The following is a 26683-nucleotide window of genomic DNA, read 5'->3' on the forward strand; positions in this document are numbered from 1 at the left end:
CAGAAATAAAAACGGAAGCTTTTAGCTTCCGTTTTTTTGTTTAGCGAAATTGTTTGGCTTCAGGTAAGTATTCAAACCCAGCACTTGCCAGTTTATCGATCAGCTTTTGACGATCGATATCGTAGAATTTCACTAGTTCATCAAGATCTTGGAAATCATCACGGATTTTCATGTTAACGATGCTCATCAACATAATAGGATCCATGGATTCAAATTTAGCTAAGTCCATTATTTGTCCTCATGATCACTAATTAATAAATTAGCCGCAGCAAAAGCCGCACGTTCACGCACTTCTAACGGTAAGTTGGTATCTTCAGCAATGTCATTGAAGGTTTTGATCGCACAAGCAATAGCTGCTGGAATATAGCCTTGATCGCCACTGCCAATTTGCGCATAGGTAGCACGAATAAGCTCGCCGCATTGATAAACTTGCATAATTATCCCTCTTTAGAAAATGTTCAAAAAGATAACAATATCTATTTGAATACTCTCATTATCTAGAGAGAGCATCATAGCGTTAAATGAAATAAAAACGTAGCTGTTATGGTGGTTAGCGCAACGGAATGATTATTTATTACGCTTGTGTTGATAGAGTTGACGATCGGCACGTTCAATCAGTGACACCATCGAGTCACCTTGCATGAAAGTGGCTGTGCCATAAGAAAAGCCAATATTGAGGGCATTTAGGATCGGGCTTTGATCAATGTAGTCACTGATCCTCGCTGCCACTTTTACTTCCGAGCGAGGACTTGCAGGTTGCAGTAAAATAATAAATTCATCACCACCAATTCGGTAGCAACGATCAGAATTTCGGATTGCATGTTTTAAAGCTTGAGAAAACGCTTTAATAACCTTGTCACCATCAAGATGACCAAAGTTATCATTGATCTGTTTGAAGTTATCTAAATCACAGATAAACAGCACGAGTTCTACACTGCGCTTTTCACTCATCGCAATGGCGTGGTGAATATCTTGCTCAAAGCACATTCGATTACATAAGCCTGATAACTGATCCATTAATGCCATATTTTTTACTTTACGGTATTCAATGGCGTTAAATAATGGGCCAGCAAACAGACGGTGATATGTATGCAGTAAGCTGATTTCGTCATCATCTAGAGGATATAAGGTGGAGTATTGCAGAGTGCCTAAACAGCTATCACCAAAACGAAGCGTAAAACTTTTTTGGTGAGGACTCGCTTGTCCTTTGCGGATCAAGGTGGTGGTTTTATCTAAGGTCCAAACCAAACGGCAAATATCAATTTGTTTATCAAGCTCGCGACACAAGATCTCAAACAGTGAACGGATCTCTAATTTTCCTTGTAGCTTTTGTAGGATCAACAGGCGTTGATCTGCGGCTAAAGGTTTTTGCTTTAGCTTAAGAGAAGGAGATGAGGTTACGTGTTTAAATAAAGCGTGTTCCATCACTACAAGATCATTAACTATTTAATTTGTCACTATAGGGGATCTAAAGAGTAGATCAATCGTAGCAACAGGTTTATGCAATGATTTTAACATGTTACATAAAAAAATGGGGGAGATGTTGAGGTTTTTATTAATAAAAAAGCTGCCATATTCGGCAGCTTTTTCAATATGTTATGAAGCTTTTGAATTAAGCAAGTTTTTGCTTAAGGAATTCAACAACATCATTAACAGCCACAGCTTCTTTAGTACCAGTGCGACGGTTCTTATATTCCATCTCACCGTTTTCTAGGCTACGGTTACCGATAACGATAGTGTGTGGAATACCGATCAATTCGTGATCTGCAAACATAACACCTGGGCGTTCTTTACGATCATCAAATAGCACGTCGATACCCGCAGCAGTTAGATCAGCGTACAGTTTTTCTGCCGCTTCTTTCACTTCTTCAGACTTCGCCATGTTCATAGGAACGATAGATACTTGGAAAGGTGCGATTGCGTCAGGCCAGATAATACCGTTTTCATCGTTGTTTTGTTCAATAGCAGAAGCTACAACACGAGAAACACCGATACCGTAACAGCCCATTTCTAGGATTACGTTCTTACCGTTTGAGTCTAGTACGCCACAGTTCATCTTCTCAGAGTACGTAGTACCTAGTTGGAAGATGTGACCTACTTCGATACCACGCTTAAGCATTAGCGTACCTTGACCACATGGGCTTGGATCGCCTTCTACTACGTTACGTAGATCTTCAACACGACCTAGTTCAACGTCACGGCCCCAGTTGATGCCAACATGGTGTTTACCATCGATGTTTGCACCTGCAGCAAAATCGCTCATTACAGCAACTGTGCGGTCAACGATGAATGGTAGCTCAAGACCAACAGGACCTAGTGAGCCTGGACCTGCGTTAACGAACTGGCGAATTTCTTCTTCTGTTGCCATTTCCAGTGGAGAAGCAACACAATCTAGGTTTTCTGCTTTAATTTCGTTCAATTCGTGATCACCACGAATTAATAGCGCTACGATAGGCGCATCGATCTCATCAGAAGCTTTAACAAATAGCGTCTTGATTGTTTTTTCGATAGCGATACCGTGTTGCTCAACTAACTCATCGATAGTTTTCGCATTTGGTGTATCGATAACAGAAAGCTCAACCGTTGGCGCTGCACGATCGTGAGCAGGGGCTAGTGCTTCTGCTTTTTCGATATTTGCTGCGTAGTCAGATTCAGTTGAGAATGCAATTAAGTCTTCGCCGCTTTCTGCTAATACGTGGAACTCTTGAGAGCCATTACCACCGATTGCACCAGAGTCAGCCCATACTGGACGGTACTCAAGACCCATGCGATCGAATGCTTTACAGTAAGCGTCATGCATTGCATCGTAAGACTTTTGTAGACCTTCTTTGTCAATGTCAAAGCTGTAAGCATCCATCATGCAGAATTCACGTGCACGCATTACGCCGAAACGTGGACGACGCTCGTCACGGAATTTAGTTTGGATTTGGTACAGGTTCAACGGAAGTTGCTTGTAAGAGCTAACTTCGTTGCGTACTAGGCTTGTGATCACTTCTTCTGCTGTTGGACTAAGCACAAACGGACGAGTATGGCGGTCAGTAAAGCGAAGTAGTTCAGGGCCCATTTTCTCAGAGCGGCCTGTTTCTTCCCATAGTTCAAACGGCTGAACAACGGGCATCAAGGTTTCGATTGCGCCTGCATTGTCGATCTCTTGGCGAACGATGTTTTCGACCTTACGCAGTACACGCAGACCTGTAGGTAGCCAGGTGTATAGACCTGAAGCCAGCTTACGGATCATACCTGCACGTAGCATTAGCTGGTGGCTAATAACTTCTGCGTCGTTTGGAGTCTCCTTCAGAGTAGAAAGAAGATAATTACTGGTACGCATTGATGGTATCCGTTGATTAATTAAATTAAAAAAGAAGGGATAAATCCCGCCCGTCAGCGATCTGACGATAGCCGAATATCTTACCAGCCTACACGCTATTCGCCAAAGAGAACTGTATAAGATCTGCTATTGATTAACTTTCTCGATCTGATTAACGGTTATTTGTTGTTCAGTCACCGAGAAGTGCACATTAAAATCAAACAAGTGGACAGCATATTGCTTAGGATCTGGCTTGCCTTTCTTATAAGCCGGACGAGGATCTTGGGCTAATACTTCACTGATCACGGTTTGATAATAGGCTTTATTTTTTGCTGGTAGTTGATTGAGTGCGGCTTCGCTAAAACACACTGGCATGAGATCCGGTGTGCTTGATGCAAAGCCACCTTGTGCGTGTGGCAGACTGTCGGAATAAGGAATATAAGGTTTTATATCAACAATAGGCGTGCCATCAACCAGATCGACCCCACCTAATTCGATGATCACATTGCCGTTTTCATGGCGAATCCCTTTTAATTCGACCGCTGACATACCAATGCCATTTGGACGAAATGTGGCACGGCTAGCAAACACGCCAATACGTTCATTGCCACCTAAACGAGGGGGACGAACAGTTGGGCGCCATCCTGCCTCTAAATTCTGATCAAATAAAAATAACAGCCATAAATGGCTAAATTGTTCGATGCCTCTTACCGCTTCTAATGAATTTGCTGCACCTTGCAATATAATTTCAGAACGTGCACTCGGTACTAACCCTGGCTGTCTAGGAACTGCAAATTTTTCTTTATAAGGGGAGAGGATAATACCGATAGGATCAATGCTATAAGACATGAAATGAAGCCAGCTAAGAAGTCAAAAGAGCTGAGAATATAACATAAAAAAGGGTAGGTGCTGAGACCTACCCGATAAGTGTATGGTTATAAAACGCTGAGATTACCAGCCTTTAACCACACCACCATTGAAGATGTTTTTCGCTGAGTTATAGACATCTTCAGATTGGTATGCTTGAACGAATTTCTTCACGTTTTCCGCATCTACATTGTTTGCACGAGAGACAATCAGGTTCACGTATGGCGATTCTTTATCTTCTACAAACACGCCATCACGCTCTGGTGTTAAGTTAATGCTACTTGCGTAAGTGGTGTTGATGATCGCCAGTGCTACATCATCAAGTGAACGTGGAAGTTGTGCCGCTTCTAGCTCAACAATCTTCAGATTTTTCGGGTTTTCAACAATATCTAATACAGTTGCTGTTAAACCTGAACCGTCTTTTAGCTTAATAAGGCCTTGCTGTTGAAGTAGTAACAATGAACGACCAAGGTTAGTTGGATCGTTTGGTACAGCTACTTTGTCGCCCTCTTTTAGCTCATCAACAGTTTTAATCGAGTTTGAGTAACCTGCGATTGGGTAAACGAATGTATTACCTGCAACAGCAAATTTGTAACCACGATCTTTAATCTGCTGATCAAGGTATGGCTTATGTTGGAATGCATTGGCATCAATTGAGCCTTCTTCTAGTGCCGCATTTGGTGATACGTAATCAGTAAAGGTCACAAGCTCAACATCAAGACCATATTTCTCTTTTGCTTGTTTTGCCGCAACTTCAGCAACTTGCTCTTCGGCTCCTGCCATGACGCCAATTTTTACCTTGCTGTTATCAACCACGGCTTCTTTTTCACCACAGCCTGTTAATGATAGGGCTGCTGCAACACCGGCAAGAGCAAAAACATGTTTTAGATTAAACGCCATACAACTTCTCCTTAAAATGGGGTTTTCCTTAAAGTGTTTTGATTATCGATGATCAACACGTTTTACGAGGTAATCACCGACAGATTGAATAATTTGTACCAGTACGATCAGAATGACGACAGTGATAGCCATCACAGTGCCATCAAAACGTTGGTAGCCATAACGAATACCTACATCACCTAGACCGCCGCCACCAACGGTCCCCGCCATCGCTGAATAGCTCACTAAAGTAACTAAGGTGATCGTAACCGCATTAATGATGCCCGGTAACGCTTCTGGCAATAGTACTTTCTTAATGATCTGTAGCGGTGTTGCTCCCATAGATTGGGCTGCTTCCACGAGGCCAGATGGAATTTCTAACAATGCCCCCTCTACTAAGCGAGCAATAAAAGGAATAGCCCCTACCGCTAAAGGTACAATTGCTGCTGCAGTACCAATTGAGCTACCGACTACAAAGCGGGTAAAAGGAATGATGGCAACCAGCAAGATAATAAAAGGAATAGAGCGACCGATATTGACGATAATGCCAAGGATGTTATTAACAACGGTATTTTCTAATAAGCCATTCTTCTTAGTTAAGTGAAGGGTAACACCCAGCGGAATACCAATAACAAAACCAATTAGCCCTGATACAAACACCATGGTTAATGTCTGTCCCAGTGCTTCAATAAGTAAATCAATCAGGCGGGTATTTTGTTGCCACCATAGGGTTAAATCATTAAGCGACATAGCCAAGTACCTCAACATTCACTTTATTTTGACGAAGAAAATCAACCGCATTATCAACGGCGGTGTGATCGCCAAAAAATTCTGCCAGCATCAATCCAAACTTCACACCGCCTGCGTAATCCATATCAGAGCTAAGAATGCTGATATCTAAGTTAAACTTACGGGTTACTTGGCTGATCAATGGGGCATCTACAGAAGCACCAGTGAACTCTAAACGAATCAGAGGGAATGAGTTTTCAACTTGAGTTGGAGTCATACGTGCTTGGTAATCAGCAGGAATCGACAGATCTAATGTTGAGCGAATAAAGTCTTTAGCTAATTCAGTTTTAGGATGTGAGAAAATATCACCAACCGATCCTTGTTCCACTAATTTACCGCCGCCGATAATCGCTACTTCACTACAGATACGTTTCACCACATCCATTTCATGAGTGATCAGCAAAATAGTCAGATTGAGCTTACGGTTAATTTCTTGAAGTAGTTCAAGAATTGAATGTGTGGTTGCTGGATCTAATGCGCTGGTGGCTTCATCACACAGTAGCACTTTGGGATCGGATGCCAATGCACGTGCAATCGCAACACGTTGCTTCTGACCACCACTTAAATTTGATGGGTAACTTAAGTGTTTATCTTCAAGCCCGACTAAAGCTAAGAGCTCTGTCACTTTTGCTTTAATCGTTGATTTATCAGTATTGGCAAGCTCTAGCGGCAAAGCAACATTATCAAAAACTGTGCGAGATGAAAGAAGGTTGAAATGTTGGAAAATCATGCCGATTTTACGGCGAGCTAAAGTGAGCTTCTGATTAGATAGGGTAGTGAGATCGACACCATCGACAATCACTTGCCCATTAGAAGGGCGCTCTAACAAATTAACACAACGGATCAGAGTACTTTTACCTGCGCCCGATGAGCCAATAACCCCGAAGATAGTTCCTTGCTGAATCGTAAGGTTGATATCGCTTAATGCGTTAATAGCCTTATCGCCTTGATAGAAGACTTTATTGAGTTGTTTTATTTCTATCATTGAACGTCCTGCTCCTAGATAAAACTATTGGATGATATTAAATATCTATTGTATAAATTTACGGTCGATTGTTTTAATGGTGTTAAATAAGCAATCATCCTGTGATTCTGATGCTATGTTCTATCACAAAAACTGTCAATAGCTATTTTTACGTCTAGACGTCTAAATAAACTCCTACCAATGAGTTAGTGAATAACGAGTACTTTTCACTATTAACTCGTGCCATAATCTAAGAAATTGTGATTTATGAGGGCTAACCTTTGGCCAAACCTGCAGTCTTTATTGACCGTGATGGCGTAATTAACGTTGATCATGGCTATGTACATACCGTTGATGATTTCGAATACGTCGATGGTGTGTTTGAAGCATGTAAAAAATTAAAAGAGATGGGCTACCTATTAGTATTGGTAACAAACCAATCAGGTATTGCTCGTGGTATGTTCACTGAAGACGAATTTCTATCTTTGACAGAATGGATGGATTGGAACTTTGTTGATAATGGTGTTGAGTTTGACGGTATCTATTACTGCCCACACCATGCAACAAAAGGTCAAGGTGATTACTTACAAGACTGTAATTGTCGTAAACCAAAACCAGGCATGTTTATCTCTGCCCGTGATTTCCTCAAGATTGATATGGCAAAGTCAGTCATGATTGGTGATAAAGCAGATGATATGAAAGCAGCAGCTGCTGCCGATGTTGCCGTTAAGGTATTAGTGCGTACAGGTAAACCAATCACCGAAGAAGGTGAAGCATTAGCAAACGTCGTATTAGACAGCATTGCAGATGTTCCAGCTTGGTTAGCACAGCAATAATGTCCATCGAATCTTGCTAAAGATGATTGAGAAATTGAGAAAAGCAGCGTTTTGACGCTGCTTTTCTTTTTTAGAGCTTCAAAATGTCTGCGTTAGTGAAAAAACACCCTATTTTGTGATTGTTGTTTGAAAAATGGACAAACGATTGCGGTTGAAGAAAAAACCTTAAAAAAACTATTGTCAGCAAAAAAAATATTCCTATAATGCGACCTCACTGACACGGAGCAAGCCACTGGCAAGCAACGTAATCAGTATTGTTCTTTAACAATTTGACCATGCAATCTGTGTGGGCACTCGTTGAATGATTAGTCAAAAGATTTATCAATGATACTAGTGACCAATACGATAACTTTTATTTAATAAGAGAAGTCGGCACAGTCAATTCATTCATCATTTATGATGAATTAACAGTATTCATTGAGCCGGTCGCCTTTTTACAAGAGCGGCCAACAAAACTTTAATTGAAGAGTTTGATCATGGCTCAGATTGAACGCTGGCGGCAGGCCTAACACATGCAAGTCGAGCGGCAGCGACATGATAGAAGCTTCGGTGGAAATTATGGGCGGCGAGCGGCGGACGGGTGAGTAATGCCTGGGAATATGCCCTGATGTGGGGGATAACTATTGGAAACGATAGCTAATACCGCATAATCTCTTCGGAGCAAAGAGGGGGACCTTCGGGCCTCTCGCGTCAGGATTAGCCCAGGTGGGATTAGCTTGTTGGTGAGGTAATGGCTCACCAAGGCAACGATCCCTAGCTGGTCTGAGAGGATGATCAGCCACACTGGAACTGAGACACGGTCCAGACTCCTACGGGAGGCAGCAGTGGGGAATATTGCACAATGGGGAAACCCTGATGCAGCCATGCCGCGTGTATGAAGAAGGCCTTCGGGTTGTAAAGTACTTTCAGTAGGGAGGAAGGCAGTGTCGTTAATAGCGGCATTGTTTGACGTTACCTACAGAAGAAGCACCGGCTAACTCCGTGCCAGCAGCCGCGGTAATACGGAGGGTGCGAGCGTTAATCGGAATTACTGGGCGTAAAGCGCATGCAGGCGGTCTGTTAAGCAAGATGTGAAAGCCCGGGGCTCAACCTCGGAACAGCATTTTGAACTGGCAGACTAGAGTCTTGTAGAGGGGGGTAGAATTTCAGGTGTAGCGGTGAAATGCGTAGAGATCTGAAGGAATACCGGTGGCGAAGGCGGCCCCCTGGACAAAGACTGACGCTCAGATGCGAAAGCGTGGGGAGCAAACAGGATTAGATACCCTGGTAGTCCACGCCGTAAACGATGTCTACTTGGAGGTTGTGGCCTTGAGCCGTGGCTTTCGGAGCTAACGCGTTAAGTAGACCGCCTGGGGAGTACGGTCGCAAGATTAAAACTCAAATGAATTGACGGGGGCCCGCACAAGCGGTGGAGCATGTGGTTTAATTCGATGCAACGCGAAGAACCTTACCTACTCTTGACATCCAGAGAACTTAGCAGAGATGCTTTGGTGCCTTCGGGAACTCTGAGACAGGTGCTGCATGGCTGTCGTCAGCTCGTGTTGTGAAATGTTGGGTTAAGTCCCGCAACGAGCGCAACCCTTATCCTTGTTTGCCAGCACTTCGGGTGGGAACTCCAGGGAGACTGCCGGTGATAAACCGGAGGAAGGTGGGGACGACGTCAAGTCATCATGGCCCTTACGAGTAGGGCTACACACGTGCTACAATGGCGTATACAGAGGGCTGCCAACTCGCGAGAGTGAGCGAATCCCATAAAGTACGTCGTAGTCCGGATTGGAGTCTGCAACTCGACTCCATGAAGTCGGAATCGCTAGTAATCGTGAATCAGAATGTCACGGTGAATACGTTCCCGGGCCTTGTACACACCGCCCGTCACACCATGGGAGTGGGCTGCACCAGAAGTAGATAGCTTAACCTTCGGGAGGGCGTTTACCACGGTGTGGTTCATGACTGGGGTGAAGTCGTAACAAGGTAGCCCTAGGGGAACCTGGGGCTGGATCACCTCCTTACCTAAAGACTTAACTGTTGAATGCAGTGTCCACACAGATTGCTTGGTTAATAGTAAAGAACGCAAAAAGACTTGGGTCTGTAGCTCAGGTGGTTAGAGCGCACCCCTGATAAGGGTGAGGTCGGTGGTTCAAGTCCACTCAGACCCACCACTTTCTCTTAGATGAAAGTGGCGGTTTTAAGTCTTTTATATCGTTGGGGTTATAGCTCAGCTGGGAGAGCGCCTGCCTTGCACGCAGGAGGTCTGCGGTTCGATCCCGCATAGCTCCACCACTCTTTAAACACATTCTCTTGAGTGTTTTTAAAAAGTGGTTATCTAACGATAAACACAATGCTCTTTAACAATCTGGAAAGCTGACTAGTAAATTCAATCGAATAGATTGATTTATAGTTTTCATCGAAAGATGAAAACGAGTTCTCAAAAACAAACACATTCAAGTGTCTGTTGTTTGCTTTCACTTTTTAAAAGTGAAGACAAATAATGGAGTCCGGCGAAAAACCAACGTTTAATACTTTCTTGATCGAAGTGTTAGACATAAACCTTGGTTGTTTGACCAACTTATTTCACTTTTTAAGTGAAGACTAAGAGTGAAACCTCTTGGGGTTGTATGGTTAAGTGACTAAGCGTACACGGTGGATGCCTTGGCAGTCAGAGGCGATGAAGGACGTATTAACTTGCGATAAGCCCAGATGAGGTAGTAAAAACCGGTGACTCTGGGATTTCCGAATGGGGAAACCCACTTACATAAGTAAGTATCGTGTTGTGAATACATAGCAGCACGAGGCGAACCGGGGGAACTGAAACATCTAAGTACCCCGAGGAAGAGAAATCAACCGAGATTCCGGCAGTAGCGGCGAGCGAAACCGGATTAGCCCTTAAGCTAGTTTGATGTTAGGTGAAGGTTCTGGAAAGTTCCGCGATACAGGGTGATAGCCCCGTAACCGACAACATCTTATCAGTGAAAACGAGTAGGACGGGACACGTGTTATCTTGTCTGAATATGGGGGGACCATCCTCCAAGGCTAAATACTCCTGACTGACCGATAGTGAACCAGTACCGTGAGGGAAAGGCGAAAAGAACCCCTGTGAGGGGAGTGAAATAGAACCTGAAACCGTGTACGTACAAGCAGTAGGAGCCCACTTGTTGGGTGACTGCGTACCTTTTGTATAATGGGTCAGCGACTTAATTTTAGTAGCAAGGTTAACCGTTTAGGGGAGCCGTAGGGAAACCGAGTCTTAACTGGGCGAATGAGTTGCTAGGATTAGACCCGAAACCGAGTGATCTAGCCATGGGCAGGTTGAAGGTGAGGTAACACTTACTGGAGGACCGAACCGACTAATGTTGAAAAATTAGCGGATGACTTGTGGCTAGGGGTGAAAGGCCAATCAAACTCGGAGATAGCTGGTTCTCCCCGAAAGCTATTTAGGTAGCGCCTCGGACGAATACTACTGGGGGTAGAGCACTGTTAAGGCTAGGGGGTCATCCCGACTTACCAACCCTTTGCAAACTCCGAATACCAGTAAGTACTATCCGGGAGACACACGGCGGGTGCTAACGTCCGTCGTGAAGAGGGAAACAACCCAGACCGCCAGCTAAGGTCCCAAAGTTATAGCTAAGTGGGAAACGATGTGGGAAGGCTCAGACAGCCAGGATGTTGGCTTAGAAGCAGCCATCATTTAAAGAAAGCGTAATAGCTCACTGGTCGAGTCGGCCTGCGCGGAAGATTTAACGGGGCTAAGCTATACACCGAAGCTGCGGCAATGAAGTTTTACTTCATTGTAGGGGAGCGTTCTGTAAGCCGTTGAAGGTGAGTTGTAAAGCTCGCTGGAGGTATCAGAAGTGCGAATGCTGACATGAGTAACGATAAAGGGAGTGAAAAACTCCCTCGCCGGAAGATCAAGGGTTCCTGTCCAACGTTAATCGGGGCAGGGTAAGTCGACCCCTAAGGCGAGGCCGAAAGGCGTAGTCGATGGGAAACGGGTTAATATTCCCGTACTTCTTATAATTGCGATGGAGGGACGGAGAAGGCTAGGTGAGCCTGGCGACGGTTGTCCAGGTCCAAGTATGTAGGCTGATGGTTTAGGCAAATCCGGACCATCTTAAGGCTGAGATACGATGTCGAGTCACTACGGTGATGAAGTCATTGATGCCATGCTTCCGGGAAAAGCTTCTAAGCTTCAGATTATAAGAAATCGTACCCCAAACCGACACAGGTGATCAGGTAGAGAATACCAAGGCGCTTGAGAGAACTCGGGTGAAGGAACTAGGCAAAATGGTACCGTAACTTCGGGAGAAGGTACGCTCCTAGCGGTGATGAGACTTGCTCTCTAAGCTGCCGGGAGTCGCAGATACCAGGTGGCTGCAACTGTTTATTAAAAACACAGCACTGTGCAAAATCGAAAGATGACGTATACGGTGTGACGCCTGCCCGGTGCCGGAAGGTTAATTGATGGGGTTAGACTTCGGTCGAAGCTCTTGATCGAAGCCCCGGTAAACGGCGGCCGTAACTATAACGGTCCTAAGGTAGCGAAATTCCTTGTCGGGTAAGTTCCGACCTGCACGAATGGCGTAATGATGGCCACGCTGTCTCCACCCGAGACTCAGTGAAATTGAAATCGCAGTGAAGATGCTGCGTCCCCGCGGCTAGACGGAAAGACCCCGTGAACCTTTACTATAGCTTGGCACTGAACATTGACCCTACATGTGTAGGATAGGTGGGAGACTGTGAAATAATCGCGCTAGCGGTTATAGAGTCGTCCTTGAAATACCACCCTTGTATGCTTGATGTTCTAACGTCGACCCCTTATCGGGGTTACGGACAGTGCCTGGTGGGTAGTTTGACTGGGGCGGTCTCCTCCCAAAGAGTAACGGAGGAGCACGAAGGTGGGCTAATCACGGTCGGACATCGTGAGGTTAGTGCAATGGCATAAGCCCGCTTGACTGCGAGACTGACAAGTCGAGCAGGTGCGAAAGCAGGTCATAGTGATCCGGTGGTTCTGAATGGAAGGGCCATCGCTCAACGGATAAAAGGTACTCCGGGGATAACAGGCTGATACCGCCCAAGAGTTCATATCGACGGCGGTGTTTGGCACCTCGATGTCGGCTCATCACATCCTGGGGCTGAAGTCGGTCCCAAGGGTATGGCTGTTCGCCATTTAAAGTGGTACGCGAGCTGGGTTTAGAACGTCGTGAGACAGTTCGGTCCCTATCTGCCGTGGGCGTTGGATGATTGAGAGGGGCTGCTCCTAGTACGAGAGGACCGGAGTGGACGAACCGCTGGTGTTCGGGTTGTGTCGCCAGACGCATTGCCCGGTAGCTAAGTTCGGAATCGATAACCGCTGAAAGCATCTAAGCGGGAAGCGAGCCTCAAGATGAGTCATCCCTAGACCTTTAAGGTCTCTAAAGGGTTGTTGAAGACTACAACGTTGATAGGTCGGGTGTGTAAGTGCTGTGAGGCATTGAGCTAACCGATACTAATTGCCCGTGAGGCTTAACCATACAACACCCAAGGGGTTTTATACGGACTCCAAGAACACTTGAACGTGTGTTTGAGAATCAGCTTTCTAAGATTGTAACGAATTTGCTTGGCGACCATAGCATTATGGACCCACCTGATCCCATGCCGAACTCAGTAGTGAAACGTAATAGCGCCGATGGTAGTGTGGGGTCTCCCCATGTGAGAGTAGGACATCGCCAGGCTTCAAATTTCACTTTTAGCTAATAGCTGGAAGTTATAAAATTAGATATCTATTTGAACTATGGATATCGCATGTGGTGTTATCGCTCTTAGCCATCCATGGCTTCGCGATATTAGAACATCCATGTTCGTCGGAGCGGTAGTTCAGTTGGTTAGAATACCGGCCTGTCACGCCGGGGGTCGCGGGTTCGAGTCCCGTCCGCTCCGCCACTTTATTTAGACACAGTTAAGTCTTTAAAATAACTACAGGGGTGTAGCTCCAATTGGCAGAGCAGCGGATTCCAAATCCGCGTGTTGGGAGTTCGAATCTCTCCACCCCTGCCATCTTCGAAAGCCTCGTCAGAAATGACGAGGCTTTTTTGCATTTGTGTTTCAGAAAAAAGCCTCAGCAATAAAGTTGAGACCTTAATTATTTGAAGAAATATGCTGAGATTAATAGTTCAGTGAATCTTCTGTGATAACATCTGCGGCTTTTTCGCTAAGCATATAAATGGCAACGGCTGGAAAGAAACCTGGGATTTTTGGGAAGACACTGGCGTCTACAACTCTTAATCTCTCTGTGCCGTGGACTTTAAAATTACTATCGAGCACAGCCATAGGATCGCTTGCTGAACCAATCTTTGCCGTACAAGATGCATGGTGTCCCCATGATTCATTCATAATAAAGTTCTGTATTTCTCTATGCGTATCGACATGTCTACCTGGCCACACTTCTTTATGGTAAACCTTGCCGAAGGTGAGATTGGTTGAATGCTGTGCTGTACGTCGTAATAGTTGAACTCCTTTCATGATTGCTTTGAGATCTTCGTAGTGTTGATTGCTTGGCAGAACGCCAGCTTGGGGATCTCCAAAGTATTTGAAGTTAATGATCGGTGTATCGAGAGGATCGGCACTGCGAAGAGAAACGGTACCACGGTTATTACTGTGTCCTTTTAAGATCAACCAAGTATATTGGTTATCAGGATCAAAGGTATGGTTACTGTAGCCAGGATAATAGCCTTTAAATGTTCCTCCTAACGCAAACATGTATAGATCAGGATCTAGCTGTTCTATCGCATTATTAATGGCAATTTTATTACCATGGATATCATAGCGTTGTGACTTGGTAACCATGCTGATCAACGCACCGGGTTGGGTGTAAACGCCTTTTTGATGATGTTCCCAATTGTAGTGGCAATGATCTTTATGATCGGGATTGTAATTACAGTTACGTAATGCAGGGAAGTTGAGTGGACCAAAATCAAAGATCCAAAAACGGAGCCTTTTCTCAAAAACAAGAGGGACTTCGTAACGATCTTGTAGGTTTTTACCAACTCCTGGCAGATTGACGGTTACGGGAATATTGTGTCGTGCCAGCTCATTACGATCACCTATACCTGATAACATCAGTAACTGAGGGGTATTAAATGCGCCTGCTGATAAGATCACTTCTTTATTTGCACGGTAATAGGTTGGGGCGGGAATGATGCTATTACCTGAGTTTCGATCTGCTTTATAAAGGTGTGCACCGTGCAAGACTTCAATACCTTCTGCTTGTGGTGTTAACCCAGGCTGATGAACCATGATGACTTTTGTCGCTAAGGTATTGGTTTTTAGAGTTAATGGATAACCTGCATCAATAGTGTTGAGGATCCTACCTGCAACGCCACCTCTTCGACCTCTTTCATTGACAGCAACGGGAACTTGATAGAGCCCTTCTGGTTCTCGGCCATCACGTAGTTTATTAATATTCTTGAACGGAAAGAATAAACTTGGGTGATCTGGGCTACCTCTGTCGGCTTGGATACCAGCTCCTGCGATAATGCCTAAGTAGCTAAATTTAACGATAGGAGAGAGTGGTGAATATAAGCCACCGTTAGCATGTGGGGCGAGTAAGGCATTGTGATTGATGGGTAACCAGCCTTGTGTGCCGTGTCCTTGGTGTTCATTCTTGCCATATAAATTACGTTCTACTTTTGTCAGATAGTGACGCATATTATTCGCAGACCAAGAATCATCACCTGTAATTGCTGCGATATTATTCCAATCACTATTATGAGGGATAACTGAAATCATCGCATTTACAGCTGTTGATCCACCAATGGTCGATCCTCTTGGATAGAAAATCCCTTCCGCATCTTGGGGGCAGCCTGCTTTTTGTGGGCAGTGTTTGCTATCTGCTCGATTTCGATTGGGATCGCTGTAGTGATTGACGAAGTATTGCCATGATAGGCGGGGATGCTCACTGGCTTTAACATGCAATACAGGAGCATCCATTAAATCTTTATCTTCTTCTCGTAAATCACCGGCTTCAACAAGTAATACGGTAAAGCCTCGTTCTGCAAGACTTGATGCAAGGGGGCCTCCGCCAGCACCTGCACCGACCACAATATAGTCATAACTTTCTGTGTAATTTGTTGCGCTTGCTAAAAGTGGAAAAAAGAAGAATATGAACATTAAAAAATGGCGTAAAAATGTAGGATAACGATATATATTCATTTGATAACACCTTCATAAAGTTAATACTCTCACCAAAATTAACGGTGTATTTAAATAAAATATGAAACTTATAAATTAATTAAATTAGTAATTATTTATCTTTATTAGGGTTAAATAGTTATATCTTTATCTTGGATATATTACGACCAATACTGATACGGGATAATTCATTGTTATTGTTTTTAGTATTATGAATTAAAAGCTGTTTTTCAGAGTGAATGCTTAGATTGCTAGTATTTAATTGAAAGTGGTTCATTTGGTTTCCTATTGAGGTTTGTTTAATAGGTTGACCGTGTAAAGCCGGTGAATAATTCAGCTAGTCCTTAAAAATATAGTTATTAATACATAATGTATCAATAATGAGAATATTAATAAGTTTATTGGTGTTTTAACTATTCAGCTAAGCTAATGAAATAGCGTATTTCTTTGTTTTTATATTGAGTCAACATTTTTAATTGCTAATTTACCGGGTTTGAATAGTTATTTTTCTGCTCTGTTATGGTGAGGAATAACCTAAAGAGATATGATCCGAGTGATGGGATTGACGGGGGACTAACAATTAACTATCGAGCTTAGGCTATGTTAAGTGGTAATCTAGTTCAGCTAACTTTAACTTATTAAGGATATTTTATGCCTCATCTTCGTTTTCGTGCTGTTGAATTTGATACGGTAAAAGCACTATCAACGGCATTGGTTGATGATTTACAGCCGTTAATGTCATGCCCTCGAGAAGATTTTACACTAGAGCACATTCCTGCTTCATTTATCTTCGATGGCGAAGTATCAGATGCTTACCCGTTTGTTGAAGTATTATGGTTTGATCGTGGGCAAGAGACGCAAGATAAAGTCGCTGCTGTAATTACCGCAGCCGTTCGTAAAGCGGTAGATAATGTAGAGCAAGACGTGGCTGTGATTTTCACTGCGTTAACAGCAACTGCTTATTACGATAATGGACAACATTACTGATCCTTTTCTCCTCAAACAGGCAATGTCACGTTTTTAATTCTTCACTTTCTTATTTTGTCAGCTCATTTCTGATGAGCTGACTTGCTCTGTTTAAGGGTTAATATGGCACGTTACACAAAAACAAAACTGGTTGCTGGTGTCGGAGTTGTTGCTGGTGCTTTAGGCTTAGGTGCGTTTAATACATCATTTGATATATCTACTCAGCCAGATGTCACCAATGAGGTTTTTGCTCCTCATTTTTCATATCGTTGTATGGAAAGCGTGATAGCACCACCATTAGACATTGATGGTGAGTTAACGGTAGCTGTTTGGAATATTTATAAGCAACAGCGCAGTAATTGGCGTAGTGCGTTAGAGCAATATGCTCACGGAACGGATTTAGTATTATTGCAAGAAGCGAGCTTAAATACGGATTTAAAATCGTATTTAGATGCGAATAGCTGGACAGTGAGAATGGCGAATGCGTTTCGATTTCTTGATACACCAGCAGGTGTAATGAATTTATCGCGTGTGGATGCAAAGCAAACTTGTGCTTATTTAGCGATGGAGCCTTGGCTTCGCTTGCCAAAATCAGCATTGCTGTCTGAATTTTCACTATCAAATGGGCAAACATTGGCTGTAGTGAATTTACACGGGGTGAATTTTGCGTTGGGATTGGATGAATATAAAGCGCAGCTTAATAGCTTAAAATCAGTATTAGCAAACCATACTGGACCCATTATTTTGGCGGGGGATTTTAACACTTGGCGTCAAGGCAGGATCAAAGTGTTGAAGTCATTTGCCCATTCGTTAGGCTTAAAAGAAGTGAGTTTTGCAGATGATCAACGTATTCGTGTATTAGGTAAGCCGTTGGATCATTTGTATTATCGAGATTTGAGGCTAGTGGCATCAGAAGCACCACGAACGGATGCTTCTGATCATAATCCACTATTAGCAACGTTTAGATTAAATCACTAATTATTTTAGCTTGCTGTGTTAGGCCACAAGGATCAAAAGTGGCCAAACAATCAGTGTTAAAAGCCAAGGTAGTACAGCAACGATGATAGCTTGAGAGCGATCAAAATCTGTCCAAGCACCTACAGCTGCATAAGTTAATGCGATATACCACGGCGCTAGCAGTGGAATAGTCGTTGCAAACGGCGCCCAAGGATTATTTAACGGCAGTTTTAATAACCCATTGATACTATTTAAATCAGCGGCATTCGGTAGAATATTGGCATGATTAAAGAGCACGTTAATATAACTGGCAATATCACCAATAAATGAAGGCAGCATGATAAAACAAGATGCTGCTAACCATTTACCATAGCTATGTTGATATTGACTGCCCTTGGTTGCCATTTTCAGCCATAACGCTAATAGAAAAATAACTGCCGTTCTACCGATAAAATCACTAAAGACTTCACCTGCTAATAGCACTTCCTTTGTTAGCCATGCTTGTTTAACTTCTTCGTTAACACTGCCTAATTGGCTTTGCATCGCTTGTTGTAACCAAGCGAGATCAACGTGATTAAAATACCCGCCCCATAAGATAAATGAGCCAAGAATAATGATCAGATAGGGTAAGAACGCCCATTTAGGACGTTCATGTACCGCGGCAAAACAATCAATCGGTGAGCGGAAAAGATCAACGAGAGCGATGAATGGATTTTTCGAGGGTGTCATGCTTTAACCTTGCTTGTATCTACGACCAGTTTGAGTGTTTGGCCTTGTTTTAGATACTTTTTATTATCGAGATTATTCCATTTTACTATTTGTTTTACCGTAACTTTGTGACGTTGAGCAATAACACTCAAGCTGTCACCACTTTTCACTTTATAGCTAATCGTTTTGGATTTACTCGTCGGCTTGATATTACTTTTTGCCGAAGACATCGTACTGACTTTTAGCTTTTGACCTAAGCGTAATGTGGCTTTCGTTGATAGCTTGTTCGCTTTTGCAAGCGAGCTAACTGAAGTATTGTATTGACGAGCAATCGCCCATAAAGTATCGCCAGGTCCCACGATATGATGGGTCTGTTTGATTGCCGTACGGTGTTGTACGTTAACCAGAGAGGTTGACGATGATGGCACTTTTAGCTTCTGACCAATACGGATATGACTGCTCTTTAGGTGGTTTGCTTGTTTAAGCGCAGCCACGCTGGTGTTATGACGCTCTGCAATCACACCTAAGCTATCACCAGATTTAACCGTATAAGTTGTTGTCAGTGTGCTTAATGATTTACGTTTGTTATTGGCAAATGCACGATTAAATTCATTTACGTGATTAATCGGTAGCAGTAAGTGATTTAAACCGTTAGGAGCGGTAACACCACGACGATAAGCTGGGTTTAGATCTTTGATTTCCGCTGTACTAATACCTGCAAATTTGGCCGCAATATCTAAATCCATTTGAGTGTTGGGTTTGACGAGCGCAACCGCAGGTTTATTACTGATTGCAGGCAAGTGCAAGCCATACTTGTCTTGGTGTTTGATGATATCAGCGATAGCGTATAGCTTTGGTACATAGCTACTGGTTTCTTGAGGTAAATCTAATGACCAGTAATCCGTTGGTTTACCAAGAGCTTTATTTTTCTTTATTGCACTAAATACTCGGCCTTCACCAGTATTATAGGCAGCTAATGCGTATTGCCAGTTACCATCAAATTTATCGTGAAGATAATTGAGTAGCTTCAGCGCCGCTTCTGTGGATTTAACAATATCGCGGCGACCGTCGTACCAGCTATTTTGTTTTAAGCCAAAACGGCGACCAGTATCAGGAATGATCTGCCAAAGACCTGCTGCAGCACTGCTAGAGTAAGCATTGGTATCAAAGGAGCTTTCTACAATAGGAAGAAGGGCGATTTCTAACGGCATGCCACGTTTTTCAACTTGCTCTGTGATGTAGTACAGAAATGGCTGGGCACGCTCGGCAATGATTTCTAAATTACGTGGGTGTTTTAAGTACCAGTTACGGTAGTAACGGATACGTTTGTTATTCGGGATTGGGGTATCGATTTGCATGGCAATGCGATCCCAGACATCTTTTTGCTGCTGAGGTGTGATTTTTTTTACCTCAGGGATTTCCTTATTTGGTTGAGTTTCAAACAAAGGAGGAAGGGTTACTGTTGCAGGCTTTTCAACGACAGTACTCGTATCGTTAGTATCGGCTTTTTTTGCAGGGGGCTGCGTGGTTTCACAGCCGACAAGCAAAAGCACGCTTGCTAATAGAATTCGTGATTTCATGACAGTCGTCTTTTTATAAAGTGGCTGGAGATAATACTTGTCCAACCACCTTAGTGACAAGACTTCGTCAATTAAAACTTATCCTTCCAGCGTCGAAGTGCTGCGAATGTCTCAAGATCAGAGTCGTCATACGCTTTGTCTGCGACAGAACGTTTGATGCTTGGCTGATCACAACGAAGGAATGGATTGATCAACTTTTCTAAGCTTAATGTTGATGGCAACGTACTTTCCCCATTTGCACGAAGGCGAATTACTTTATCGCGATATTTCTGCAAATGAGGGTTGTCTTGCTCAGCAACAAGGGCAAAAGCAAGGTTGCTTGCGGTGTATTCATGGGCACAAAAAATTTCTGTTTCGTCAGGAAGTGCCGCAATTTTTTGTAGTGAATCGAACATTTGGGCAGGCGTGCCTTCAAATAAGCGACCACAGCCAGCAGAGAAAAGTGTGTCACCACAAAATAGTTTCTCATCTCCCACGTATACAACGTGCCCTAGTGTATGGCCTGGTACGCTCATGACCATAAAACGTTCACCGAAAATATCGACTTGGTCGCCATCTTCGACAGGTTGGGTGATACCTGGGATTGGCTCGCTTGCAGGGCCTACGACTTTGATTGTCGGGAAACGGCGTTTTAATTCGCTGATCCCACCGATGTGATCAGAATGGTGGTGGGTGATAAGAATAGCGTCCAGCGTAAGATTATTTTTTTCTAATGCTTCAAAAACCGGGGTTGCATCGCCCGGATCGACGACAACACAATGATTTTCTTTGTTGTGAATGAGCCAGATGTAATTGTCATTAAATGCGGGTATGCTTTTAACTGTTAGCATGAATTTCTTCTCCAGCCTTATTCAGGTGTTGAGCAGTACTATTATGAAGCCAGCGCGTACAGTAACACATATCGAGGTGCCTTATTCATGGTCTGATGTGACCAATGGAGAATGGGTGGCACAGTTATTACAAGCTCGAATCGATGAGTGGTGTCCGAAGCTGTTTGGTTACCATATGTTAAAGCTTGGTGGCTTAAGTGCAGAGCTGACCAGTGGTCATTGTAATATCCAGCATCAAATTAGTGTAGATAAATTCAGTACTTATCGTAGCGTAGAAGCTGAATCTTTTGAATTACCCTTTATTGAAAAGTCATTTGATGCCTGTTTGCTTATTCATCAACTTGATTATTCATCTGATCCCCATCGCTTGTTGCGTGAAATAGATAGAGTAATGGTTGATGATGGCTATTTATTGCTAAGTGGCAATAATCCATTGAGTATTAATGGTATTTTCGGACTGTTACCGTGGAATCGTAACAAAGCCCCTTGGAATGGTCGGATGTATTTATCGTCACGAGTGATTGATTGGTTAGGGGTGTTAAATTATGAAGTTATCTATCACGAAACGTTTGCCGTTTTACCGGCTACTCGTCATCTCGCGTGTTCAACTTGGTTAGAAAATATGCTATCTGAGCCATTGTCAGCAATTGGTAGCATGTATTTTATTGTGGCTCGAAAGCGCACGTTTCCATTAAAGCCGATAAAACCGAAATGGAAAGTGAGGCGGCAGTTGGCTCCGTTACAAGTCAATTGTCGTACCGAAGCCAGAAGTGAAGCAGTAAAGCAAGAGTCGTCGTTAAATTAACTTGCTTGATAGCCTTCGTCAGTGTGATTGGGAGATTCAGCAGCAGCTCTTGCAAGCTCATCACAACGTTCATTCTCAGGATGACCCGCATGTCCTTTTACCCAATGCCATTGCACTTGATGGCGTTGGGTTTCTGTATCTAACCGTTGCCATAAATCCGCATTTTTAACCGGTTTTTTATCTGCTGTTTGCCAACCACGTTTTTTCCAATTATGGATCCATTGGGTAATTCCTTGGCGTACATATTGGCTATCAGTGGTAAGATCAACGCGACAAGATTCTTTAAGGCTTGCTAGTCCTTCAATGGCTGCAAGTAGCTCCATGCGATTATTTGTTGTCATGAAAAAGCCGTCGCTGAGCTCTTTTTCATGTTGTTTGTATCTCAGTACCGCGCCATAGCCACCAGGGCCTGGATTTCCTAAACAAGAACCGTCTGTGAAAATTTCTACCTGCTTCATCATATTTGGTAGTATTGCCCTAGATAAAAACTTAAGTCTGACACATAAGCCACTATGAAAGCCACTAACCAACGCATTATTGTATTCGATACAGAAACCACCGGTATGAATATGAGCGGCCCGCATTACGAAGGCCACCGTATTATTGAAATTGGTGCGGTTGAAATCATCAACCGTAAATTGACCGGTAACACTTTCCACGTTTACATCAAACCAGATCGTCCTATCGATCCTGAGGCTATTGATGTTCACGGTATTACTGATGAATTCTTAGTCGGTAAACCGAGTTACGCTGAGATCCACCAAGAGTTTATTGATTTCATCGATGGCGCAGAGCTTGTCGCTCACAACGCGTCGTTCGATATCGGTTTTATGGATTATGAATTTCAGTTAATGGGTTCTGATCTAAAGAAGACCGAAGATATTTGTAAGGTGACCGATACCTTGGAAATGGCGAAACGCTTATTCCCTGGTAAACGAAATAACCTTGATATTTTATGTTCTCGTTATGGCATAGATAACTCTCACCGAACGCTGCACGGCGCTTTGCTCGATGCCGAGATCCTGGCTGACGTTTACTTAATGATGACTGGTGGTCAAACATCATTAAAGTTAAGTAGCGACAGTGAAGGTGATAGCGATACCGAATTTGCAATTAAGCGTTTAACGGGGGAGCGAAAAGGATTAAAGGTTATCCTTGCTGCTGCCGATGAACTAACTGCACATGAAGAAAGGCTTGATTTGATCGGTAAAAAAGCTGACGTTCTTTGGCGTCTGTAGGAGAGTTATGCTAAAGCGGTTATGGATATGTTTGGCTGTTTGGCCATTGTTTGCTTGGGCGCAAGGCAATGATCAAATGACGTGGCTTGATAACCGCTTTCGTGTTGATCCTACCATTAAACAAGTCTCGTTTATGGTTAAACGTGAAGAGCCGAGCCGCCCAGTTATTTTAGTTGCTCCTGATGGCTCGAAGTATTATTCAAGTCGCCATCCGAAAAATGTCTCTTGGTACTCTGAAGACGATCTCGACATTATTTCTATTGATTCACCAATGGCTGGACCTTGGCAAGCTATTGGGCGGGTATCGCAAGATAATCGTATTACTTTGCTGTCGAATCTTCGTTTAACCGCTGATACTTTACCGCAAAATTTATATCAATCCGAGGTTCTGAAATTCTCTGCCAAGTTATTACAAAACGAACAACCGTTGACGGTTCATGACTTTTTGGATCGGGTGAAATTACGGATTTTGTTTTATCCATTCATTGCTGATGAGCAGGTGTTGCCTAACAATATGCAGCCAGAGCCGACAGTGATTGGCGATTTTGCAGATGATGGACAAGATCGCGATGAAAAAGCTGGAGACGGTATTTTTACTCTATCGCTACCTGTTAATGTTGATCCGGGTAAATACCGTGTGGTGATCAAATCGATGAATGGCGTATTCTCACGGGCGTTAGAGCAGGAAGTACTGGTTTATCCTAAGCCTTTTTCTGCCACTTTAATTAAAAGTCATAATGCACAAGATCCTCATCAGCTGGTGGTGTTACCCCAAGATGATGCGTTAGTGGTTGGCTCTTTGGCTTCTTACATTCAATATTCATCACCTAAGAATAAACAGCAGATCATTCAACAGCGGGCATTACCGACTGAGAATGAGTTGTCTATTGCATTACCTAATGACGATGTGACAGGAAAATATGCATGGAGTGGCTGGGTGTATGGGACAGATCGATTGCATCAAAGAGAGCTGATTTTCCCATTAGTAAAAAGCCATTTTGCCGTTGTAAAGAATATTCGAGCTGAAAACCATGTCGTTGATCAGGCTGCAATAGAAGCGGAAAGGCAACGCCAGCAAATTTTGCATGATATTGAGCAGCAGAAGCAGTCTCGCGAGAAAACAATACGTATTATGATTATAGGTAATATTGCGATTATTTTCTTCATTGTCGGCAGTATTTGGGGCTGGAGAAGGTTCAAAAAACGCCGTAAAGAGAAGCAAGATGAATTGGTATTGCCATCGTAATACGTTCGTGATGTTTCATTTAATAACGCAAGATATGAAAAGGGAGGCAATGAGCCTCCCTTTGTTTTAATTGTTGTTAGGGCATAGTATCTATGCTGCGTTGTTAATGGAGCGCTTTGGGTGAGTATTAGGCTTTGCTGCGAGCGCTTGTGGCTCAAAGTCATCAACATTGATAGTGCGCAGGCGACCACGTTCGGCTCGGCGTAGTAGCTCAGCCTCAGCTTGTTCAAGTACACCTAGCTCTAATCCTTTGTCTGCCACTTTCCCTAATTGCATAAATGGCAGTTTCTCATTGGCTGCGGTGCAAACTCGATCATAAAGAGGCTCTGCCGCTAAGATATCTTTAAGGGCTGCTTCCATCATACCGACAGGGTTATGCTCGGTTGCTTCAAGGAATTGACCACGACCTAAACGTTCACGTGTTGCTGACGGTGTTTGTGCTAAACGTGCTACCGCATGATCTAAATTATCATTCGGTTTAACACGGCGTTGCCCTAGTGGGAATAAGACAACACGTAGTGCGCCCGCAATAAATTTGTTTGGGAAGTTTTTCAAGAACCCATCTAATGCCTTTTCTGTTTGGTAGAGTGAGTCTTGTAATCCCCAATGTACTAGCGGCAAGTCTTGTGTTTGATAGCCTTCATCGGCATAGCGTTTAAGGATTGCTGATGATAAATAGAGTTGGCTTAACACGTCACCAAGGCGGGCGGATAAACGCTCTTTACGTTTGAGTGAGCCACCAAGTACCGCCATCGAAATATCAGCAAGTAAAGCAAGATTAGCACTGTAACGGTTAAGCTGCTGGTAGTAACGAGCCGTTTTATCTTTACGTGGTGCTGATGAGCCGTAGCCATCGGTAATACCTAGCCAGAAAGAACGTACCATGTTGCTGATAACAAAACCGACATGGGCAAAGACGGTTTTATCAAAGCTATCTAATGCTTGTTGTGGATCATCATTATAAGCGGCATTCATTTCTTCTAATACATAAGGGTGACAGCGGATCGCCCCTTGTCCAAAGATGATCATTGAACGAGTGAGGATATTCGCTCCTTCAACGGTAACGGCAATCGGCGCACCTTGATAACCACGTGCTAAGAAGTTACTTGGTCCCATACAGATCCCTTTACCACCGGCAATATCCATCGCATCAATAAGCCCTCGTTGGCTTCGATGAGTACAGTGGTATTTTACAATGGCAGAAATCACTGAGGGTTTTTCACCTAAATCAATACCTGTCACCGTTAACGTACTTGCAGCATCAAGCACATAAGCATTACCGACTATACGAGCAAGTGGCTCTTCAATACCTTCCATTTTACCGATTGGCATTTTAAATTGACGACGAATACGTGCATAAGCGCCAGTGGCAATCGCTGCAGTTTTTAAGCCGCCCGTTGCGTTAGACGGTAGGGTAATACCACGACCTACAGATAGACATTCAACCAACATCCGCCAGCCTTGTCCTGCCATCTCTTGACCACCAATGATGAAGTCGATAGGGACAAAGATTTTATTACCTTTAGTCGGTCCATTTTGGAACGGTAAATTGAGAGGGAAATGGCGACGACCAATTTCTACACCTTGAAGATCTGTTGGGATCAACGCACAAGTAATACCAAGATCTTCTTGATCGCCGAGTAAGTGTTCAGGATCAGAGAGCTTAAACGCAAGGCCAAGTACTGTCGCAACAGGGGCTAGGGTGATGTAACGCTTATTCCATGTTAGCTCCATACCAAGCACTTCTTCACCTTGCCAGATGCCTTTTTTGACGATACCAAAATCAGGGATTGAGCCAGCATCAGAGCCAGCTTCTGGACTCGTTAGGGCAAAACACGGAATTTCTTTACCTTCAGCTAAACGAGGTAGGTAGTAGTCTTTTTGCTCTTGCGTGCCATAGTGTTGCAGTAATTCACCTGGACCTAATGAATTAGGCACACCAACGGTTGATGATAGTACACCTGACACCCCGGTTAGTTTTTGAAGTACTAGCGATTGGGCATAAGCTGAAAACTCTAATCCGCCATATTGCTTTTTGATGATCATGGCGAAGAACTTATTGTCTTTTAGATATTGCCAGACTTCAGGGGGCAGATCGGCAAGCTCATGGGTAACTTGAAAGTCATTAACCATACGGCAGACTTCATTAACTGGGCCATCTAAGAAGGCTTGCTCTTCTGCTGATAATGTAGGAGCTGGAATATCGTGGAGTTTTTTCCAGTCAGGATCACCGCTAAATAAATCAGCCTCCCACCATACAGTACCGGCATCAATGGCTTCTTTCTCTGTGCTCGACATTTCTGGCATGACATTTTTGAATGCGTTGAGTGCAGACTTACTGAGGTATTTTTTTCGAATAAAAGGAGTATTAAGAGGGATCGCTATCGCTGCAAAAACTATCCAGCTAAATAGACCGGTGATCGACAATGCGCTGCCAACAGCTAACGCTGCAGCAATTGTTACAGTAAATGTTTTTAGCGATGCGCGATGATACGCCAAGATGCAGAGTGCACCGATAAAGCCAATGACATACGCAAGCGTAACCATA

The 26683-nt window shown here is 43.6% G+C and carries 20 protein-coding genes, 4 tRNA genes and 3 rRNA genes; 13 read left to right on the forward strand and 14 right to left on the reverse strand.

The window, feature by feature from the left end; all coding sequences use genetic code 11:
- Window positions 1–40 precede the first annotated feature (40 nt).
- The 8 genes from Q7657_RS12060 to metN form a co-directional block, all read right to left on the reverse strand.
- Window positions 41–229 carry a DUF4250 domain-containing protein gene (locus Q7657_RS12060; protein ID WP_053989477.1) on the reverse strand — a complete coding sequence of 63 codons (189 nt, stop codon included), beginning with the start codon at window positions 227–229 and terminating at the stop codon, window positions 41–43.
- Entirely contained in the window at window positions 229–435 is a 207-nt protein-coding gene (locus Q7657_RS12065; protein ID WP_053989476.1) for a YaeP family protein, read from the reverse strand. The genes Q7657_RS12060 and Q7657_RS12065 overlap by 1 nt, the downstream gene beginning before the upstream one ends.
- 132 nt (window positions 436–567) lie before the next feature.
- Window positions 568–1425 carry a GGDEF domain-containing protein gene (locus tag Q7657_RS12070; RefSeq protein WP_053989475.1) on the reverse strand — a complete coding sequence of 286 codons (858 nt, stop codon included), beginning with the start codon at window positions 1423–1425 and terminating at the stop codon, window positions 568–570.
- A gap of 187 nt (window positions 1426–1612) precedes the next feature.
- Window positions 1613–3328: a proline--tRNA ligase gene (locus Q7657_RS12075; protein ID WP_107167198.1), complete on the reverse strand. Its 1716-nt coding sequence runs from the start codon at window positions 3326–3328 to the stop codon at window positions 1613–1615.
- 126 nt (window positions 3329–3454) lie between these two features.
- Entirely contained in the window at window positions 3455–4156 is a 702-nt protein-coding gene (gene tsaA, locus Q7657_RS12080) for a tRNA (N6-threonylcarbamoyladenosine(37)-N6)-methyltransferase TrmO (RefSeq protein WP_107167197.1), read from the reverse strand.
- A 102-nt stretch (window positions 4157–4258) separates the two neighbouring features.
- A complete protein-coding gene (locus Q7657_RS12085; protein WP_107167196.1) occupies window positions 4259–5074 on the reverse strand; it encodes a MetQ/NlpA family lipoprotein in 816 nt (271 codons plus the stop codon).
- A gap of 42 nt (window positions 5075–5116) precedes the next feature.
- Window positions 5117–5803 (reverse strand): methionine ABC transporter permease, encoded by a 687-nt coding sequence (locus tag Q7657_RS12090; RefSeq protein WP_008986254.1) that lies wholly within the window; start codon window positions 5801–5803, stop codon window positions 5117–5119.
- A complete protein-coding gene (gene metN, locus Q7657_RS12095; protein ID WP_107167195.1) occupies window positions 5793–6827 on the reverse strand; it encodes a methionine ABC transporter ATP-binding protein MetN in 1035 nt (344 codons plus the stop codon). Before metN ends, Q7657_RS12090 begins: the two co-directional genes overlap by 11 nt.
- Before the next feature lie 260 nt (window positions 6828–7087).
- Between metN and gmhB the strand changes: the two genes are divergently transcribed.
- The 8 genes from gmhB (at window position 7088) to Q7657_RS12135 (ending at window position 13672) form a co-directional block, all read left to right on the forward strand.
- A complete protein-coding gene (gene gmhB, locus Q7657_RS12100) occupies window positions 7088–7642 on the forward strand; it encodes a D-glycero-beta-D-manno-heptose 1,7-bisphosphate 7-phosphatase (protein WP_107167194.1) in 555 nt (184 codons plus the stop codon).
- A gap of 458 nt (window positions 7643–8100) precedes the next feature.
- A 16S ribosomal RNA gene (locus tag Q7657_RS12105) occupies window positions 8101–9651 on the forward strand.
- A 73-nt stretch (window positions 9652–9724) separates the two neighbouring features.
- Window positions 9725–9801, forward strand: a tRNA-Ile gene (locus Q7657_RS12110).
- Window positions 9802–9846: 45 nt separating this feature from the next.
- A tRNA-Ala gene (locus tag Q7657_RS12115) sits at window positions 9847–9922 on the forward strand.
- Window positions 9923–10259: 337 nt separating this feature from the next.
- Window positions 10260–13149 (forward strand): 23S ribosomal RNA (locus tag Q7657_RS12120).
- Between the two features lie 85 nt (window positions 13150–13234).
- Window positions 13235–13350, forward strand: a 5S ribosomal RNA gene (rrf, locus tag Q7657_RS12125).
- Together the 16S, 23S and 5S rRNA genes with 4 tRNA genes alongside form the textbook arrangement of a ribosomal RNA operon.
- 131 nt (window positions 13351–13481) lie before the next feature.
- A tRNA-Asp gene (locus Q7657_RS12130) sits at window positions 13482–13558 on the forward strand.
- Window positions 13559–13595: 37 nt separating this feature from the next.
- Window positions 13596–13672, forward strand: a tRNA-Trp gene (locus Q7657_RS12135).
- Window positions 13673–13780: 108 nt separating this feature from the next.
- Here the strand turns inward: Q7657_RS12135 and Q7657_RS12140 are convergent.
- Complete coding sequence (locus Q7657_RS12140) at window positions 13781–15826, reverse strand: GMC family oxidoreductase (RefSeq protein ID WP_107167438.1); 2046 nt, start codon at window positions 15824–15826, stop codon at window positions 13781–13783.
- A 630-nt stretch (window positions 15827–16456) separates the two neighbouring features.
- Between Q7657_RS12140 and Q7657_RS12145 the strand changes: the two genes are divergently transcribed.
- Complete coding sequence (locus Q7657_RS12145; RefSeq protein ID WP_053986466.1) at window positions 16457–16792, forward strand: DUF1904 domain-containing protein; 336 nt, start codon at window positions 16457–16459, stop codon at window positions 16790–16792.
- A 102-nt stretch (window positions 16793–16894) separates the two neighbouring features.
- Window positions 16895–17749: an endonuclease/exonuclease/phosphatase family protein gene (locus Q7657_RS12150; RefSeq protein WP_107167437.1), complete on the forward strand. Its 855-nt coding sequence runs from the start codon at window positions 16895–16897 to the stop codon at window positions 17747–17749.
- A gap of 18 nt (window positions 17750–17767) precedes the next feature.
- On the opposite strand, the gene Q7657_RS12155 is transcribed toward Q7657_RS12150, so the two are convergent.
- The 3 genes from Q7657_RS12155 to gloB form a co-directional block, all read right to left on the reverse strand.
- On the reverse strand, window positions 17768–18457 hold the full coding sequence (locus Q7657_RS12155; RefSeq protein WP_053986468.1) for a YIP1 family protein: 690 nt from the start codon (window positions 18455–18457) through the stop codon (window positions 17768–17770).
- Entirely contained in the window at window positions 18454–20016 is a 1563-nt protein-coding gene (locus Q7657_RS12160) for a LysM peptidoglycan-binding domain-containing protein (protein ID WP_107167436.1), read from the reverse strand. Before Q7657_RS12160 ends, Q7657_RS12155 begins: the two co-directional genes overlap by 4 nt.
- A 71-nt stretch (window positions 20017–20087) precedes the next feature.
- Window positions 20088–20846 carry a hydroxyacylglutathione hydrolase gene (gene gloB / locus Q7657_RS12165; protein WP_107167435.1) on the reverse strand — a complete coding sequence of 253 codons (759 nt, stop codon included), beginning with the start codon at window positions 20844–20846 and terminating at the stop codon, window positions 20088–20090.
- Window positions 20847–20889: 43 nt separating this feature from the next.
- Here gloB and Q7657_RS12170 point away from each other — a divergent pair, with 43 nt between their 5' ends.
- Window positions 20890–21651, forward strand: coding sequence for a methyltransferase domain-containing protein (locus Q7657_RS12170; protein WP_181319909.1), 762 nt, complete (start codon window positions 20890–20892; stop codon window positions 21649–21651).
- On the opposite strand, the gene rnhA is transcribed toward Q7657_RS12170, so the two are convergent.
- Window positions 21648–22112, reverse strand: a complete 465-nt coding sequence (rnhA, locus tag Q7657_RS12175; RefSeq protein ID WP_107167434.1) for a ribonuclease HI — start codon at window positions 22110–22112, stop codon at window positions 21648–21650. The two genes, Q7657_RS12170 and rnhA, sit on opposite strands and share 4 nt — an antisense overlap.
- A gap of 51 nt (window positions 22113–22163) precedes the next feature.
- Here rnhA and dnaQ point away from each other — a divergent pair, with 51 nt between their 5' ends.
- Window positions 22164–22889 carry a DNA polymerase III subunit epsilon gene (gene dnaQ, locus Q7657_RS12180; protein ID WP_008986265.1) on the forward strand — a complete coding sequence of 242 codons (726 nt, stop codon included), beginning with the start codon at window positions 22164–22166 and terminating at the stop codon, window positions 22887–22889.
- 7 nt (window positions 22890–22896) lie between these two features.
- Entirely contained in the window at window positions 22897–24135 is a 1239-nt protein-coding gene (locus Q7657_RS12185; protein ID WP_258178305.1) for a TIGR03503 family protein, read from the forward strand.
- A 90-nt stretch (window positions 24136–24225) separates the two neighbouring features.
- On the opposite strand, the gene fadE is transcribed toward Q7657_RS12185, so the two are convergent.
- Window positions 24226–26682, reverse strand: coding sequence for an acyl-CoA dehydrogenase FadE (fadE, locus tag Q7657_RS12190; RefSeq protein ID WP_107167433.1), 2457 nt, complete (start codon window positions 26680–26682; stop codon window positions 24226–24228).
- Between the last annotated feature and the right edge of the window lies 1 nt (window position 26683).

Origin of the sequence: Candidatus Photobacterium acropomis (assembly GCF_030685555.1) — a bacterium.
Lineage (GTDB): Bacteria > Pseudomonadota > Gammaproteobacteria > Enterobacterales > Vibrionaceae > Photobacterium > Photobacterium lucens.

Excerpts from the sequence above, each read along its gene's own strand:
- Q7657_RS12075 (WP_107167198.1), bottom strand. The coding sequence starts at position 3,328 with ATGCGTACCAGTAATTATCTTCTTTCTACTCTGAAGGAGACTCCAAAC.
- Q7657_RS12145 (WP_053986466.1), top strand. The coding sequence starts at position 16,457 with ATGCCTCATCTTCGTTTTCGTGCTGTTGAATTTGATACGGTAAAAGCA.
- Q7657_RS12070 (WP_053989475.1), bottom strand. The coding sequence starts at position 1,425 with ATGGAACACGCTTTATTTAAACACGTAACCTCATCTCCTTCTCTTAAG.
- Q7657_RS12060 (WP_053989477.1), bottom strand. The coding sequence starts at position 229 with ATGGACTTAGCTAAATTTGAATCCATGGATCCTATTATGTTGATGAGC.
- Q7657_RS12150 (WP_107167437.1), top strand. The coding sequence starts at position 16,895 with ATGGCACGTTACACAAAAACAAAACTGGTTGCTGGTGTCGGAGTTGTT.
- fadE (WP_107167433.1), bottom strand. The coding sequence starts at position 26,682 with ATGGTTACGCTTGCGTATGTCATTGGCTTTATCGGTGCACTCTGCATC.
- tsaA (WP_107167197.1), bottom strand. The coding sequence starts at position 4,156 with ATGTCTTATAGCATTGATCCTATCGGTATTATCCTCTCCCCTTATAAA.
- rnhA (WP_107167434.1), bottom strand. The coding sequence starts at position 22,112 with ATGATGAAGCAGGTAGAAATTTTCACAGACGGTTCTTGTTTAGGAAAT.
- Q7657_RS12185 (WP_258178305.1), top strand. The coding sequence starts at position 22,897 with ATGCTAAAGCGGTTATGGATATGTTTGGCTGTTTGGCCATTGTTTGCT.
- Q7657_RS12155 (WP_053986468.1), bottom strand. The coding sequence starts at position 18,457 with ATGACACCCTCGAAAAATCCATTCATCGCTCTCGTTGATCTTTTCCGC.
- gloB (WP_107167435.1), bottom strand. The coding sequence starts at position 20,846 with ATGCTAACAGTTAAAAGCATACCCGCATTTAATGACAATTACATCTGG.
- Q7657_RS12160 (WP_107167436.1), bottom strand. The coding sequence starts at position 20,016 with ATGAAATCACGAATTCTATTAGCAAGCGTGCTTTTGCTTGTCGGCTGT.
- Q7657_RS12090 (WP_008986254.1), bottom strand. The coding sequence starts at position 5,803 with ATGTCGCTTAATGATTTAACCCTATGGTGGCAACAAAATACCCGCCTG.
- Q7657_RS12170 (WP_181319909.1), top strand. The coding sequence starts at position 20,890 with ATGAAGCCAGCGCGTACAGTAACACATATCGAGGTGCCTTATTCATGG.
- dnaQ (WP_008986265.1), top strand. The coding sequence starts at position 22,164 with ATGAAAGCCACTAACCAACGCATTATTGTATTCGATACAGAAACCACC.
- Q7657_RS12140 (WP_107167438.1), bottom strand. The coding sequence starts at position 15,826 with ATGAATATATATCGTTATCCTACATTTTTACGCCATTTTTTAATGTTC.
- metN (WP_107167195.1), bottom strand. The coding sequence starts at position 6,827 with ATGATAGAAATAAAACAACTCAATAAAGTCTTCTATCAAGGCGATAAG.
- Q7657_RS12085 (WP_107167196.1), bottom strand. The coding sequence starts at position 5,074 with ATGGCGTTTAATCTAAAACATGTTTTTGCTCTTGCCGGTGTTGCAGCA.
- Q7657_RS12065 (WP_053989476.1), bottom strand. The coding sequence starts at position 435 with ATGCAAGTTTATCAATGCGGCGAGCTTATTCGTGCTACCTATGCGCAA.